This is a genomic window from Saccharopolyspora sp. NPDC045941 (assembly GCF_056431445.1).
This window is the reverse complement of sequence record NZ_JBWKKU010000073.1, coordinates 31,027-45,862: the sequence shown is the minus strand read 5'-3', so window position 1 is coordinate 45,862 and position 14,836 is coordinate 31,027. Positions and strand designations below refer to the sequence as shown.

The window sequence follows — 14,836 nt, the reverse complement described above, 5'->3', positions numbered from 1 at the left end:
GGCGAACGCCTGCTCCACCTCGCGATGATCCGTCACCAAAACGTCGACCATGCCCCCGGAATGCCTCGTTGCGCGCGTCATCGTGCAGTCCTTCCCAGAGAAATCGGTCGTTGTCCTCCTCTCGTCCTTCCCCCGCTGCCGGTCCCTAAACGGAGTCCGATCCGCCGGACCGGTCGGTGCGCGAGAGCGCGTTGCTATGCCCGTCCCGCGCGGCCGGTGCCGCGCCATCGCAGGCCTGCCCGGCGGAGAACGCCAGAGGTGAGCTGGTTGCGGGTGTCGATCAGCTCCGGCTGCTCGGCGAGTTCCGCCAGCCGCGACCAGTCGAGGTCGCCGAACTCCGGCCAGTCCGTCAGCAGCACCATCACCCGGGCCCCCTTCGCCGCCTGGTACGGGTCGTCGACGCAGGTCAGCCGCCCCACCAAGGCGAGCTCATCGCCGCGAACAGCCGGATCGTAGGCGACGAGGTCCGCCCCGCGTTCGGCCAGCAGGCGTGCGATCTCCAGCGCCGGTGAGTCGCGCAGGTCGTTGGTGCCCGCTTTGAACGTCAACCCAAGCAATGCCAGTCGAACCCCCGAAACGGAGCCGCCACACGCGTCGATGACCTTCGACACCACCCGCTCCCGATGCCCTTCGTTGGCGTCGATCGCCGCTCGCACCATCGGGAGGTCGAGGCCCGCGACCTCGGCGGCCCGTAGCAGCGCGGCGGCATCCTTGGGCAGGCACGAGCCGCCCCATCCCGGGCCTGGACTGAGGAAGGATGGCGCGATCCGGCGGTCCCGCCGCATCGCTTGGGTGATGTCCAGGACATCGACCGCCAGGCGCTCGCAGAGCTCCGAGATGTCGTTGACGTACGAGAGCTTGGCGGCCAGGAAGCAGTTCGCCGCGTACTTGACCAGCTCCGCGCTCGCCGCATCCGTCCGGATCGCCGGTACCGCCAGCGGCGCGTACAGACCGGCGACCGCGGCGGCTGCGGCCCCGGATTCGGATCCCACCACGATCCGGTCCGGGTGCAGGAAGTCCTCAACCGCGCAGCCTTCCCGCAGGAACTCCGGGTTGCTCACCACCGCGACGTCCCGGCGACCCATCAGCGCCACCAACCGCGCCGCGGTCCCCACCGGGACCGTCGACTTCGTCACCAGCACGCAACCAGGGCAAAGGCTCCCGCGGACCTCCCGGACCACCGACTCCACGGCGGCGAGGTCCGCGCCGCCGTCGGTGGCCATCGGCGTGGGCACACACAGGAAGACGAAGTCGGAGCGGGCGGCCACCGGCGCCGCGTCCACCTCGAACGCCAGCCGGCCCGACGCCGTTCCCCCGTGGACGAGTTCCTGGAGCCCGGGTTCGCGGATGCGGACCTCTCCCCGGGACAACTGCCCGATCTTGGCTGCGTCGACGTCGCAGCACACCACCCGATGCCCGAGCGACGCCAGGCAGGCGCCGGTCGTCAAACCGACGTACCCGGTTCCGATGACGGCGATCCGGCGCATGCGCGCTCCGGCAGGACGTTGCTCCATCGATGCTCCGAAACGGTCAGAACTGCTCCGCGAGCGCGCGGAGCATGGCCGGTGGGTCCGGCCGGGCGAGCTCCAGCAAGCGCTCCAGGCTGCGGCGTTGTTCAGCGCTCATGCGCGCCGTCCCCGCATGGCCGACCCGCTGGTCGGCGCGCAGGCACTCGAGGACGCTGCACGGATCGGCCCCGACCCTGCGGCACAACCTGGTCAACTCGGCGACGAAGCACTGCTCCACCGCGCAGAAACCGTTGCTGGCCGGGGCGATCAGGTCCGCGCTGCGCACGTCCACGTGCAGCACGGGGGCGTCGACATCGGCGTAGAGCGCTTCCACTTTCCGGGCAGGGGCGGCGGAGCTGGACCCCACTACGATGCAGCCAGGCGTCAGGAAATCGCCCAGCGCGGCGCCATCCCGCAAGCACTGCGGGTTGCTCACCACCGCGACACCGGTGCCGCCGAGGAACTCGGCGAGATCCGGCGTCGATTCCCACGGGCTGAGGCCGGTGTTCACCACCACGCAGCCCGGGCGGAGCTCGGGTTCCACCACGACGAGCTCTTCTTCGCCGGCTCCGCACACCACCACCAGGTCCGCTCCGGCGTCGGGCGCGAAGCTCAACTTGCCCGAACGCGTCGTCTGCAGGATGGTCTTCAGCAGACCGGCCTCGATGTGCAGCAGCGCGGAATCCGGCTGCCGGCACTGGACGCGGTGACCGAGCCAAGCCAGCCCTGCGGCCACGACCGCTGCGGTGCGGTCGTGGCCCAGCACCTCGACCCGGGTGCTTTGCCGATGAGTGGCAGCCATCCGACCTCCTCCGTTGCGCGACCTACCTCACGCCGGTGAGCAACGCTTCCGCCGCGTCCACGACCTCGTCGGGCGAGAGCCGCAACAAGCCCAGGCCGGGACGATCGGCGAAGGTGTCGCCCATCTCGCCACGCCACAGCGGCACATGACGCGGTTCGTCCGGTGGTCCCCAGTGCTTCGGTGCCACCGGTCCGAAGAGGACGACCGACGGCGTGCGGCACGCGGTGGCGAGGTGCGCCATCCCGGTGTCGCCGCAGACGACGAGTTTCGCGGCGTGCACCAGCCGGGCCAGCCGGCACGGGTCGGTGGCGCCCGCCCACACGGAATCCGGCGGAAGCCCGGCGAGTTCGGCTACCCTCCCCGCCAGCAGGCGCTCCGCGCCGCTGCCGGTGATCACCACTTCCTCTCCGCGATCGGCGGCCCACCTGGCGACCTTCGCGAACCGCTCCGCCGGCCAGCGCCGCGCTGCCCGGCTCGCTCCCGGGTGCAAGATCACGGAACCCGGCAGGAGCGGGTCTACCGGGGCGGGGAGCGCCAGATCGGCCGGATCCGCAGGGATGCCGTAGTGGTCGAGCATCCGGCACCAGCGATGCACCTCGTGCTGGTCTTCCCGCCACGATGGCCCGCCGAGGTCCGGCCAGGCGGGGTGCGCATGGGTCAGCACCGTCCGCGCGCCGCTGGACCGGAGCGCCGCCACGCTCTGAGGCCCTCGCCCGTGCAGGTTGACCGCCACCTCCGGCGGCGGTTCGCGCCAGGAGAAGGCGTCCAGCCCGGCCACCGGGTGGAGCCGGTCCACTTCCGGGATCAACGGGAGCATCCCGTTCAAGGCATGCGGCGCCGCCAGCAGCAAGCGGTGCTCGGGGAACGCCCGGCGCAGGCCGCGCAGCGCCGGGACCGCGGTCAGCAGGTCACCGAGTCCCAGTGCGCGCAGCACGAGGACCACTCCTCGGTTCACGGCCACGAGGACTCCTCGGAGTGGCAGACCACCAGCTCCCGGACCTCGCAGCCGGGCGGCTGCCGCATCGCGAACACGACGGCCCGGGCGACGTCTTCGGGCCGGTTGAGCTTCGCGTCGGGAGGAGGCTTGTACTGCTCGTCCCGGCCGTCGAAGAACGCCGTGCGCATGCCGCCGGGCACCAGCATGGTGACGCCGACGCGCCCGCTCATCTCGGCGGCCAGCGCGCGGGAGAAGCCGACGATGCCGAACTTCGACGCGCAGTACGCGGTGGCATCGGGCACGGCCTTCATGCCGAGGGTCGACGAGCAGGTGATCACCATGCCTCTGCTGCGTTCCAGGTACGGCAGCGCGGCGCGCACCACCGCGGCGGTGCCGAGCAGGTTGATCTCCACGACGCGTTCCCAGTCCGCCGGGGGGACCGAGTCGAGCGCGCCGCAGCAATCGATCCCGGCAGCGGTGAACACCGAGTCCAGCCCGCCCACAGCGTCGGCCAGCTCCTGCACCGCGTGTTCGGCCGCACGGCGATCGGACAGGTCGACGCAGGCGAACTTCACCGGCCCCGACGGGACCGCGCGGTCCAGCACCAGCGGCGTGCCACCGTGCTCCGCCACCGCTTCGACCGTTGCGGCGCCGAGTCCGGACGCTCCGCCGGTGATGAGCACGTTACCCAGCTCGTTCATGGATCTCCTTCCTCGCCGCGTACGCCTCCTCCAGGTCGCGCAGCATCCGGGTGGTCGAATAGCCGTCGGTCAACGGGATCAGCACGGTCCGGCCTCCGAAGCGCTCCACCACCCGCGCTTCGGGCAGCAGCGAGGCCTCGTAGTCACCGCCCTTGACCCACACGTCGGGTCGGATCCGCTCCAGCAGCGCGCACGGGGAGTTTTCGTCGAACACCGCGACGGCGTCGACGCACTCCAACGCTTCCAACAGGCACCGGCGGTCGTCGGCGCGCACCACCGGCCGCAGCGGGCCCTTCAGGCGCCGCACCGACTCGTCCGAGTTGATGCACACGACCAGCGCGTCCCCGAGAGCCCTGGCCCGGTTGAGCAGGTTCACGTGCCCCGGATGCAGCAGGTCGAAACATCCGCCGGCGGCCACGACCCGGCCGCCCCAAGCACGGACCTGGTTCACGACCTCGACCGGGGACACCGCACGTCGCGGTGCTTCGTCCTCCTCCGTCGCCCACGCCCCGGCGCCGCCTTCCGCGACGAAGAGGCTGGCGTGCTCGACCGCCTGCCGTACGGCTTCCACTGTGGACATACCGCCGCTCAGCGCCAGCGTCGCGGCCACGGCGAAGCTGTCGCCGGCGCCGCACGCGTCGACGGCAGCGCCTACCTCTGGGGCCGCGACGAGAACTCCCGACGGAGCCACGACCGCGCCGTGGGAACCCAGGGTCACCGCCACCGCCGCACAGCCCCAGCGGCGCCGGAGTTCCATCGCGCCGTCGGCGGCCGGCGCCCCGAAGACGGCCGCTTCGGCCTGGTTCGGCACGACGAGATCGCAGCGGGACACCGGCTCCGCGCCCCTGGGATGGGGGTCCCACACCAGCGGGACGTCCGACGGCAACCTGGAAAGCTCGTGGCGCAGACACGAATTGCTCGTGATCCCCCGCCCGTAGTCCGCCACGAGGACGGCGTCGGCCTGGCGCAGCGCCTCGACGACGCCCGCCTCCGGCGGCAGGTCGGGCACCGCCCCGTCGCCGGTGTCCAGCCGCACCAGGGACTGGCCGCCCGCACGCACCCTGGTCTTGCTCGGGGTACCGCCGGTGAACGGCATGTCCAGCAGCGTCGTTCGCGCGGAGAGCAGGCGGCCGAGCTCCCGTCCGGCCGGATCGGAACCCCGGCCGGCGATCAGGGTGACGCCGGATCCGCGGGCGGCGGCCAGCGATGCCGCCAACCCCGCCCCGCCGGGGCGGCGCTTGCGGGAACCGATGTCCACCACTGGCACGGGTGCGTCCGGGCACAAGCGATCCGCGCGGCCGGAGAGGTCCACGTCCAGCAGCGCATCCCCGACGATCACGAGGTTCACCGCAGCACTTCCCCGGAATCGATGGTCAACGCGTCGAACTCTGCGCACAGGGCGTGCACCAGGGCCAGGTGCATCTCCTGCACCGTTGCCACGCTCGACGACTCGACGGCGACGGCGTCGTCACACATCGCGGCGAGGCTGTTCGGCATCGGCCCGGTCAGGGCCCAGGCGAGCATTCCGATCTCGCGAGCGGTCTTCGCCGCCGCGATGACGTTGTGGCTGCGCCCGCTGGTCGACAGGGCTATCAGGATGTCTCCTCGACGGCCGTGCGCTCGCACGCCCCGCGCGAAGACCTCTTGCTCCCCGTAGTCGTTGAGGATCGCGGTGAACGCCGATCCGTCGGCGTGCAGCGGGATCGCGGAGTACGGCCGGCGGTCCTGCGAGAACCGCCCGGTGAACTCGCCGCTGAGGTGTTGCGCCTCTGCCGCGCTGCCACCGTTGCCGCAGGTGAGAAGCCGCCCGCCGGCCGTCAGCACCTCAGCCAGCGTGCGAGCCCATGAGCGGATCGTGGGCGCGGCGTCGACGGTGCGCAGCGCCGTCAGCCCCAACGACGCGAAGTGTTCCTCGATCATGATGCCGCTCTCCTCGTCGCGGTCACGGGCGTCGCCCGACGCGCCCGCGCCTGCTCGTACACCGCCGCCGTTTCGCGGGCGAGCCGGTTCCAGCCGTAGCGACCCCGCACCAGTTCGACCCCGGTCTCCCCCAGTTCGGCCCGCCAATCGGGATGTGCCAGCAGCTCTCGGATCGCGCGCGCGACCGCCCTCGGATCCCGCGGTGGCACGTGCAATCCCGTGGCCCGGTCGATCACGGTGTCCAGGTGCCCGCCGACGGCCGTGACCACGGGCGGGACCCCGCAGGCCATGGCTTCCAGCGGCACGATGCCGAACGGCTCGTACCACGGAGCGCTCACCACGACGTCGACCGACCGGTACAGCTCGGGGACCTTCTCGTGGTCGATCCGGCCGAGGAAGCGCACCCGGCCCGCGACGCCGAAGCGCCGCGCGATCCCCGCCAGCCGGGCGACTTCGGGATCGGTGTTCCACTCGTCCGGCCCCGGACCACCGGCGACGAGCAGCTCCGCATCCGGGATCTCCGCGAGCGCCTCAATCACCGTGCCGATCCCCTTGCGCTCGACCATGCGGCCGATGCAGAGGATCCGCGGTGGCCGGCTCTCGTCGTCCCCGCTGGCGGGGAAGAACGCGTCCAGGTCGATCCCGCACGGCACGACAGCCGTGCGCGCCGGTGGCAGGCCCAGCTCGGCGAGCTCGCGGACCTCGTCGGAACAGGTCGCGATCACCATGTCGACGCTGTTCGCCAGGCCGGCTTCCAGCCGCACCCGCTGCGGTGGGCTCGTGTCCTTGTCGCCCTGGTGCCGTCGCTTGACGACGCCGAGCGCGTGGAAGGTCTGCAGCACCGGCACTTCCAGAGCCCTCGCACCGCGCAGCGCCGCCAGGCCGCTCATCCAGAAGTGCGCGTGCACGAGATCCGGCGGCTCGTCAGCCCACGCATCCGCGAGGTGCTCCCCGAAATCGCCCATGTGCGGCAGCAGCTCGTCCTTCGGCAGCGGTTCGGGCGGGCCGGCCGGGACGTGCTCGACGGTGAATCCCGCATCGGTGCGCACCGTCGCCGGAAGTCGCGGATCGTCCCTGCGGGTGTGCACCACGACGTCGTGCCCGAGACCGGCCAAGCCGGTCGCCAGCTCCGCGACGTGCACGTTCTGCCCGCCGGCATCGACACCGCCGAGCGCCGCGAGCGGGCTCGCGTGCTCGGAGATCATCGCGATCCTCATCTCGTCACCTCCTCCAACAGGCGGTCCCAGTCGGTCAGGAAGCGACCGAGCGAGTACCGGCTGAGCGCGCCCGCCCGCGCCGCCGCGCCGGCCTGTCTGGCCCGATCGGGGTCAGCGATGAACGCGGCGATCGCGTCGGCGAGCACATCCGGGTTGGTGGACAGCACCCCGGCCTCGGGGGGCACTGCCTCCACGGCCTCGGTCGCCGCGACGGCGACCACCGGCATGCCCAACTGCATCGCCTCCAGCAACGACAGCCCCAGCGACGTCCAGCGGTACGGGTGCACGTAGACGCGGCGCCGCGCGAGGGCGCTGTGCATCGCACGCTGAGGCAGGTCTTCATGCGGGGTGATCCGCCCCGCCGCAAGCCGCCCCGGCAGGTCGTGCACCTGCATCCCGAAGACGTCGAGCGGGGCGGCCTCGGCGAAGCGCGGCAGCAGGTCCGTGCCCGCCACCCGGGCCCGACGGACCGGCTCATTGATCACGAGTCCCGCGTTGGGGATCGAACCGGTGTAGCGGTGCCCGGGATCGACGATGCCGTGCTCGATCACCGACGTCGGCGCTCGGCCGTTGTTCCAGCAGAGCCGGTTGAAGTGCGTGACGTGCACGATCGGGACGTCGCCGCGGCCGGCGAGCGGGTGCCGGCTCTCCACTGCAGGCCCGCGCGGCGTGTCGTGTTCCACGTACACCGCGGCGACATCCACCCCGGGGCGCCGTCCCAGCCACTTCTCCGTCAACTCGAATTCGCGCCGGCGCTGCAGGACGACCACGTCGACGTGCTCGTCCCGCAGCTGGTCCGGCTCGACCTCGACGGCGTTGTCCGGCCAGTCGAAGGTGCGCGCCCTGCCGCGGCCGTCGGGGCCCCGGTCCGGCGTGACCGGGACCAGGTAGGTGTGCGATCCGTGCACGAACGACGTCATCCACGATCCGTGCACGTGCCAGACGAGGATCTTCATGCGGCGACCTCCCCGACCTTCTCCACGGCGGCCAGCACATCGCCCGGGGTCACCTCGGTGAGGCACGGGTGCCCGGCGATCGGGCACACCCGAGCACGCGAATCGCGGCACGGGGCGCTCTGATCACCGAGCAGGATCGCGGGCACGCCGTACGGTGCCCACCGCGCCGCGCGCACCACCGGCGCGAACAGCGAGACCACCGGGGTTCCCACGGCCGCCGCCAGGTGCGCCGGACCGCTGTTGGGCACCACGGCGACGCCCGCGCCGGCCAGCACGGCGGCGAGCTCGGGCAGATCGGTCGCACCGCCGAGGTCCAGCGCCGAATCACCGGCGACGCGCCTGGTCAGCTCACGATCCGCGAACGCCCCGGTGACGACCACGCGCCGCCCCGCGCGTGCCAACGCCTCCACAGCCGCCGCGCAGCGGAAATCCGGCCACTCCCGGGCCGGCGCCGACGCCGCGGGGTGCACGACCACGTAGCCGGGCTCGCCGACGAGGCCGGAAACATCGGGCAGCGGGCCGCGCACCATAAGCCTGCCGTCATCGCCGGGAGGCAGGTCAAAGCCCGCCGCACGGGCCAGGGACAGCGCGCGCTCGGGCTCCGGCGGATCGCCGTCGACGCGGTGCCGGAGGTCGAGCAACGAGCCCGGGTAGTCGTCGCTGATCGCCCCGATCCAGTCCACGCCGGCCATCCGCAGCATCAAGGCGAACGGCAGCGCCGACTGGTGGAACGAGGTGAAGACCAGCGCGGACGTGGGGGCGATCTCCCTCATCCGGTCGATGAATCCGCACACGTCGGCGGATCCGACCGGCGGTGGCTCCGGGTCGATCCACGGAGCGCACCACCGCACCACCTCGTCGACGCCCGGCAGCAGGTGCGCGGCCGACTCGCCGCGCGGGCCCGCCACCATGACCACGGAGTCGGCGTGCGCGGCCACGGCGCGCACAGCAGGGCCGGCGAGCAGCACGTCGCCGATGTTGTCCAGGCGCGCGACGAGGACCCGGCCCGTCATGGCGCGCCCCGGAGCACCTGGTCGACGGCGGCCTGCAGGGTGGGGGCCACTTCCGCCTCGACGACCGCGCGCGTGATCTCCTCCGGCCTGGTGCGGTCCGTGGGAACCAGCACCGCGCGGGCCCCGGCGGCCTTCGCCGCCTCGACATCGGCACCGATGTCGCCGATCACCACGCAATCCCCGCTCGCCACGCCGAGCTGCGCTGCGGCGCGTTCGATCAACCCCGGCGCCGGTTTGCGGCAACCACAGCCCTCGTCGGGGCCGTGCATGCACATCTGCCAGGTGTCCATCGGGCCGACCTGGCGCTCCACCTCGGCGTTGACCACCGCGACGTCGTCGACGCTCAGGACACCGCGCGCCACCCCGGACTGGTTGCTCACCACCCCGATCCGCACGCCCTCGACGCGCAACCGGTCGAGTGCCTGCCGGGCTCCGGGCACCGGACTGACGCGAGCCGGGTCGCCGTTGTACGGCACGTCGTCGATCAGCGTCCCGTCGCGGTCGAACAGCACGGCGGCGGGCTTCCTGCGGCGGGCCGAGCGGTGGGCCAGCTCGCCGCGGAGCCGGAACCAGCACGCGACCGGCGGGATCAGGACGCTCGTGACGAGCATCCTCGTGACCTCGTGCGCGTTCCGCGGTCCGGGCAGGATTCTGCGCAGGGCGAATTCGGCGGTCATCGCGAGCCAGACCGCGGCGCCCAGCCGCGCCGTGGCGCGCCAAGCCCGCCCCCGACCGCACGCCGCGACGAGGGCCGTCGCCGCCGCGGCGGTCGTCACCCCGTGCTGCCGGATCCGGCCGCTGCCTTCGCCGATGCGCTTCCGCCAATTCCGGCCGTACTTCCGCCGCATCAGCGCGTTGTCGGCATTGCCCGCCTGCGCCCTGACGCTGGCGAAGAACCCCGACCGGCGCGCCGGGTGATCGGTCCGCCTACTCCCGTCGACCAGCCGCCAGCCCCTCGACTGCATACGCAGGGCGAGATCGGCGTCCTCCCGGAACGCCCGCGCGAACCGCTCGTCGAAGCCGCCCGTCGCGGCCAGGGCTCGGCGGCGGTAGGCCATGTCGGCGGTGATCCACCACGCGGTGGACAGCCCGGCGACACCACGCTCGGAGTCGGTGTGCCTGCGCCAGTCCGGCAGCGGCACGGTGATCTCGCCCTGACAGCCGGCGACGTTCTCGGCGACGTCGAGATCGCGTTGCAGGTACCGGCGCCACAGCGGGTCGGGAATCACGTCGTCGTCGAGGAAGACCACCCACTCGGCCCCGGCGGAACGCCAGCCCACGTTCCGGGCGGCGGCCGGCCCCCTGCCACCGGACTGCACCACGTGCACGGGCAGCCCGGTGGCGGGCAAGGCCAGCGGCGGCGCCGGATGCGGCCGGTCGTCGACGACGACGACCTCCTCCGGTTCCGGGCCGGCGGCGTGGTCGAGCGCCTGCAGGAGGGTGGCCAGGCTCGGCCGGCCCGTCGTCGGGATCACGACGGAGTAGCGGGCTTCGGGCGTCGTCACGAGCGACCGCCTTTCCGGCGCACCACGAACGAACCCAGCGCGAGCACGTCGATCGCCGACGCGCCGAAGCACTCCAGGGCGTCGACCGGGCTGTCGACCATCGGACGGCCCGCGGTGTTGAAGCTGGTGTTGATGACCGCAGGCAATCCCGTCCTGGCCGTGAAGGAGTCGAGCAGCCGGGCCAGCCGCGGTTCGCGATCGCGGTCGACGGTTTGCGGTCGTGCCGTGCCGTCCACGTGGACCGCCGCCGGGATGCGGTCGCGCCAGTCCTCGGCGACATCGTGCACGAACAGCATGTACGGACTCGGTAGCGGACCGCGCGAGAACACCTCGGCGGCGCGTTCGAGCAGCACCATCGGTGCCACCGGCCGGAACTGCTCTCGTCCCTTGATCTCGTTGAGCCGCTCAACGTTGCCCGCGTTGCCGGGGTGGGCGAACAGCGAACGATGCCCCAGCGCTCGGGGCCCGAATTCGCTGCGCCCCTGGAACCAGCCCACCGTCTGATCGCGGGCGATCGCTTCGGCAGCCACGTCGGCCACGTCGTCGCAGCGCTGGTAGTCGATCTGGGCCCGGCGCAGCAGGGATTCGATCTCCTCGTCGCTCCATTCGGGTCCAAGATCCGCCCCTCGCACCGCCGCGGCGGGTGCTCTGTGCTCGGCCGCCACGTGCAGGGCCGCGCCCAGCGCCGTCCCGGCGTCTCCGGCGGCCGGTTGCACCCACACCTCGCGGAACGGTCCCGCATCGGCGATCCGGGTGTTGGCCACGCAGTTCAGCGCGACCCCACCGGCCATCGCAAGGCATTCCTGGCCGGTTCTGGCGTGCAGCCACTCGGCCAGTTCCAGCAGCACGTCTTCCAGCCTCGCTTGCACGCTCGCGGCCAGCTGCGCGTGCTTCTCGCCGATCTCCTCGTCCGGCCCGCGGCGCGGTACCCACCGCTGCCAGTCGATCTCATCGGTCGCGAAATGGCCGTCTCCGGTGCTGCGGATCAGCTCGGCGAAGTCGGCCCGGAAGACCGGCTCCGCGTAGGACGCGAGCGCCATCACCTTGTACTCGTCGCTGGAGCGCCGGAAGCCCAAGTGATCGGTGAGGTCCTCGTACATCAGTCCGAGGGAGTGCGGAAGCCGTTGCTCGGCAAGGATCTCCAGTCGTCCGTCGCGGTACTCCCCGAGCAGCGCCGAGGTGCTCTCGCCGCGACCGTCCACAGTGATCACGGCACATTCCTCGAACGGAGCAGCGAGGCCCGCGGAGGCGGCATGTGCAACGTGGTGCGGGACGAATCGCACGATGTCCGGATCGAGTCCGGGCAGGGCCGTCTTGAGGAATCCCGGCGCGCGCAACGTGAACGTGGTTCGGAGGTGTTCCCAATTCTCATCCATGCCCGGAAGCGTGTGGTCCACCAGCCGCGGGTCGTAGGAAAACGCGACGGCGTCGAGCTCCGCTGCCGTGATCTCCGCTCGGCGCAAACACCACGCCGCGGACAGCTCCGGCTGTTCCCACGCGGAGAACGGGACCGGGCACTTCCCGTGCTTCCGCCGGGAGAATCGCTCCTCCTCGGCAGCGGCCACGACCTCGCCATCCGCCACAAGCGCGGCGGCCGGGTCGTGGAAGACCGCGTTGACACCAAGCACACGCACGGCAACATCTCCTTGGCAGGCAACGGTTCTTCGACTGGGCGGGAGTTTCCCGACTACATCGCTACCCGCTGAAGCGACTCTCCACACACCGGCGTGCATTCTGCGTGCTCCGCGCGGCGCGGCCAGATCCACTCCTGCCAGTCATTCACCGTCCGCAGCCGCCGGCGAGGTTACTTCCGGCCGGACCGGGTATGCGCGGTACGGGCTCGTCCTGCAGGAGACGATCTCGCCCGCTTGGGAGCGCCCATGGACGAACGACCGAGCACGAGCGTGGTGATAGCCACCCGCAACCGGTGCGACGAACTGCTGCGCACCTTGGACCAGCTAGCACGATTCTCGCCGCGGCCTCCGACCATCGTGGTCGACAACGGGTCTTCGGACGACACCAGGCGGGCTGTCTCCCGATACCACCCGGAGGTGCGGCTGTTCTGCTTGCCACGCAACATCGGCGCGGCCGCACGCAACATCGGCGTCTCATCGGCGTCGACGCCGTACGTGGCGTTCTGCGACGATGATTCGTGGTGGGAGGACGGCGCTTTTCGCCGTGCCGAGGACGTCTTCGCCGTGCACCAGAACATCGCGCTGATCGCAGGCCGGACGCTGGTCGGCCGCGAACAGCGTCCGGACCCGGTGAACGCGCTGATGGCCCGCTCACCGCTGGTGTGCCCGTCGGGGATGCCCGGCCCGCGGATCCTCGGTTTCACCGCGTGCGCCGCCATCGTGCGCCGGGATGCGTTCCTGTCGGTCGGCGGGTTCAACCCGGCGTTGTTCTTCGGGGCGGAGGAGAAGCTGCTCGCTTGTGACCTCGCCGCCGCGGACTGGGACCTCGTGTACGCCGAAGACGTCGTCGCACATCACCATCCGTCGTCGGCCAGGTTGCCCAGCAATGCGAGACGTGCACTCGAATTGCGCAACAACGTGCTCATCGCCTGGCTGCGGTATGCGCCGCGCGCGGCGCTGACAGCGACCGCCGAGCTGCTGAGGTGGTCGATCGCAGACGTCCCGAGTCGGCAAGCCGCTCTAGGGGTGCTGCGCCGGTTGCCCATGGTCCTGCCGCAACGCAAGCGGATTCCCGCAAGCCTGCAACGCGAGTTCGAGATGCTGGACGAGCCGAGCCGATAGGAGGTAATCGCTCATGCTCCCCGGTCGGGTTCTGCGGCGTTGACCGTGCGTGTGCCAAGGCGGAAGCGATCGGCCCCGTCGGCGGGCACGGTGCCGCTCGGGGAACTGTTGCTGCATCTCCTGGCGACGGTTCCGGGTGCCGACATGGCCGGGATCCACGGCAGCTGCGCACTCGCGTCGCTGCACACCGACGAACGGGCCCGGGACCTCGATGCCGGCCAGTTCCGGGACGGCGCCGGACCGTGCGTCGAAGCCGCCCGCAGCGGGCTCGTGGTGCGGGCCGACGTGACGGAAGTACGCGTGCACTGGCCGAGTTTCGCGAGACGGGCCCGGGAGGCCCGCATCCACAGCTTCCTCGTCCTGCCGCTGGCGCAGGACAGCCGACTTCTCGGCACGCTCAGCCTTTACGGGCACCATTCGCACGCCTTCGCGGAAGGCGACGAAGCGCTCGTGCTCGGCGCGCCAGTGCTGGACCTCGCCTGTGCCGCGCTGCGAGCCGAAATCGCTGGTACCGGCGAGCACCCGCTCCGCCCCTGAGCTCATCCCGCTTCCGCAACGCGGTCCGCGAACCAGCCGATCGTCCTCCGCAGGCCCTCGGTGATGCCGACCGACGGCCACCAGCCCAACTCCGCGGTCGCGACCGCGATGTCCGGGCACCGCCGTCGCGGCTCGTCGACCTTCGCCGCGACGTGCTTGATCGCGGATCGCGAACCGACCAGGTCGCGGATGAGCTCCGCCAGCACGCGCACCGACACCTCGCCTGGACGGCCGATGTTCACCGGCGCCGAGCGCGTTGCGCCCGCGACGGCGAGCAATCCCCGGACGGTATCGTCCACATAGCACAGCGACCTGGTCTGGGAGCCGTCGCCGTTGACGGTGATCGGCTCGTCGCGGAGGGCCTGCCGGACGAACGTCGAGACCACCCGGCCGTCGTCGGGCCGCATCCGCGGGCCGTACGAGTTGAACACCCGGGCGATCCGGGTCTCGGTTCCGCGGCTGGCGTGGTAGGCGGTCGTCACCGCTTCGGCGAACCGCTTCGCCTCGTCGTACACCGCGCGCGGCCCGACCGGATTGACGTTCCCCCAGTAGTCCTCGCTCTGCGGATGCCGCAACGGGTCGCCGTAGACCTCGCTGGTCGACACCAGGAGGAACCTCGCCCGGTTGCGGTCCGCGAGCTCCAGCGCGTGCACCGTTCCGGTACTTCCGGCCTGGAGCGTTTCCAGGGGCATGCGGAGGTAGTCCTCCGGCGACGCCGGCGAGGCCATGTGAACGACCAGGTCGACGTCCTCGTCCACCACCGGCTGCTGCGCGATGTCGTGCTCGGCGAGCTCGAATCGCGGATCCTCCCGCAGCGGCTCGACGTTCTCCGCCGACCCGGTGCTGAGGTTGTCCAGGCACAGCACCGACATTCCCCGCCGCAGCAGGCCTTCGCAGAGATGGGATCCGAGGAAACCGGCACCACCGGTGATCACCGCACGCCGAAAGTCCCTGTGCACTCCACCACCCCCGCAGTCTCGCGCC

14 protein-coding genes are annotated in these 14,836 nt (G+C 71.6%); 2 read left to right on the top strand and 12 right to left on the bottom strand.

Annotated elements, in window-relative coordinates:
• Positions 1–194: 194 nt before the first annotated feature.
• From AC07FN_RS38595 to AC07FN_RS38545, 11 genes are read right to left on the bottom strand one after another with little or no spacing between them, the layout of a single operon-like run.
• A complete protein-coding gene (locus AC07FN_RS38595) occupies positions 195–1,514 on the bottom strand; it encodes a UDP-glucose dehydrogenase family protein (RefSeq protein ID WP_478400103.1) in 1,320 nt (439 codons plus the stop codon).
• A gap of 16 nt (positions 1,515–1,530) precedes the next feature.
• Positions 1,531–2,310 carry a Rossmann-fold NAD(P)-binding domain-containing protein gene (locus AC07FN_RS38590; RefSeq protein ID WP_478400102.1) on the bottom strand — a complete coding sequence of 260 codons (780 nt, stop codon included), beginning with the start codon at positions 2,308–2,310 and terminating at the stop codon, positions 1,531–1,533.
• Positions 2,311–2,332: 22 nt separating this feature from the next.
• Positions 2,333–3,271 (bottom strand): glycosyltransferase family 9 protein, encoded by a 939-nt coding sequence (locus AC07FN_RS38585; RefSeq protein WP_478400101.1) that lies wholly within the window; start codon positions 3,269–3,271, stop codon positions 2,333–2,335.
• A complete protein-coding gene (locus AC07FN_RS38580) occupies positions 3,262–3,948 on the bottom strand; it encodes an SDR family oxidoreductase (RefSeq protein ID WP_478400100.1) in 687 nt (228 codons plus the stop codon). The genes AC07FN_RS38585 and AC07FN_RS38580 overlap by 10 nt, the downstream gene beginning before the upstream one ends.
• Entirely contained in the window at positions 3,932–5,296 is a 1,365-nt protein-coding gene (locus AC07FN_RS38575) for a PfkB family carbohydrate kinase (protein ID WP_478400099.1), read from the bottom strand. The genes AC07FN_RS38580 and AC07FN_RS38575 overlap by 17 nt, the downstream gene beginning before the upstream one ends.
• Positions 5,293–5,868 carry a D-sedoheptulose-7-phosphate isomerase gene (locus tag AC07FN_RS38570; protein WP_478400098.1) on the bottom strand — a complete coding sequence of 192 codons (576 nt, stop codon included), beginning with the start codon at positions 5,866–5,868 and terminating at the stop codon, positions 5,293–5,295. Before AC07FN_RS38570 ends, AC07FN_RS38575 begins: the two co-directional genes overlap by 4 nt.
• Positions 5,865–7,085, bottom strand: coding sequence for a glycosyltransferase (locus AC07FN_RS38565; protein WP_478400097.1), 1,221 nt, complete (start codon positions 7,083–7,085; stop codon positions 5,865–5,867). The genes AC07FN_RS38570 and AC07FN_RS38565 overlap by 4 nt, the downstream gene beginning before the upstream one ends.
• Positions 7,082–8,041 (bottom strand): glycosyltransferase, encoded by a 960-nt coding sequence (locus AC07FN_RS38560; protein ID WP_478400096.1) that lies wholly within the window; start codon positions 8,039–8,041, stop codon positions 7,082–7,084. The genes AC07FN_RS38565 and AC07FN_RS38560 overlap by 4 nt, the downstream gene beginning before the upstream one ends.
• A complete protein-coding gene (locus AC07FN_RS38555) occupies positions 8,038–9,054 on the bottom strand; it encodes a glycosyltransferase family 9 protein (RefSeq protein ID WP_478400095.1) in 1,017 nt (338 codons plus the stop codon). Before AC07FN_RS38555 ends, AC07FN_RS38560 begins: the two co-directional genes overlap by 4 nt.
• Entirely contained in the window at positions 9,051–10,559 is a 1,509-nt protein-coding gene (locus tag AC07FN_RS38550) for an HAD-IIIA family hydrolase (protein WP_478400094.1), read from the bottom strand. Before AC07FN_RS38550 ends, AC07FN_RS38555 begins: the two co-directional genes overlap by 4 nt.
• Complete coding sequence (locus AC07FN_RS38545) at positions 10,556–12,193, bottom strand: carbamoyltransferase family protein (RefSeq protein ID WP_478400093.1); 1,638 nt, start codon at positions 12,191–12,193, stop codon at positions 10,556–10,558. The genes AC07FN_RS38550 and AC07FN_RS38545 overlap by 4 nt, the downstream gene beginning before the upstream one ends.
• Before the next feature lie 246 nt (positions 12,194–12,439).
• Here AC07FN_RS38545 and AC07FN_RS38540 point away from each other — a divergent pair, with 246 nt between their 5' ends.
• Positions 12,440–13,315, top strand: a complete 876-nt coding sequence (locus tag AC07FN_RS38540; RefSeq protein ID WP_478400092.1) for a glycosyltransferase family 2 protein — start codon at positions 12,440–12,442, stop codon at positions 13,313–13,315.
• A 90-nt stretch (positions 13,316–13,405) separates the two neighbouring features.
• Complete coding sequence (locus AC07FN_RS38535; RefSeq protein ID WP_478400091.1) at positions 13,406–13,852, top strand: GAF domain-containing protein; 447 nt, start codon at positions 13,406–13,408, stop codon at positions 13,850–13,852.
• Between the two features lie 2 nt (positions 13,853–13,854).
• On the opposite strand, the gene AC07FN_RS38530 is transcribed toward AC07FN_RS38535, so the two are convergent.
• Positions 13,855–14,811, bottom strand: a complete 957-nt coding sequence (locus AC07FN_RS38530) for an NAD-dependent epimerase/dehydratase family protein (protein ID WP_478400090.1) — start codon at positions 14,809–14,811, stop codon at positions 13,855–13,857.
• Positions 14,812–14,836 lie beyond the last annotated feature (25 nt).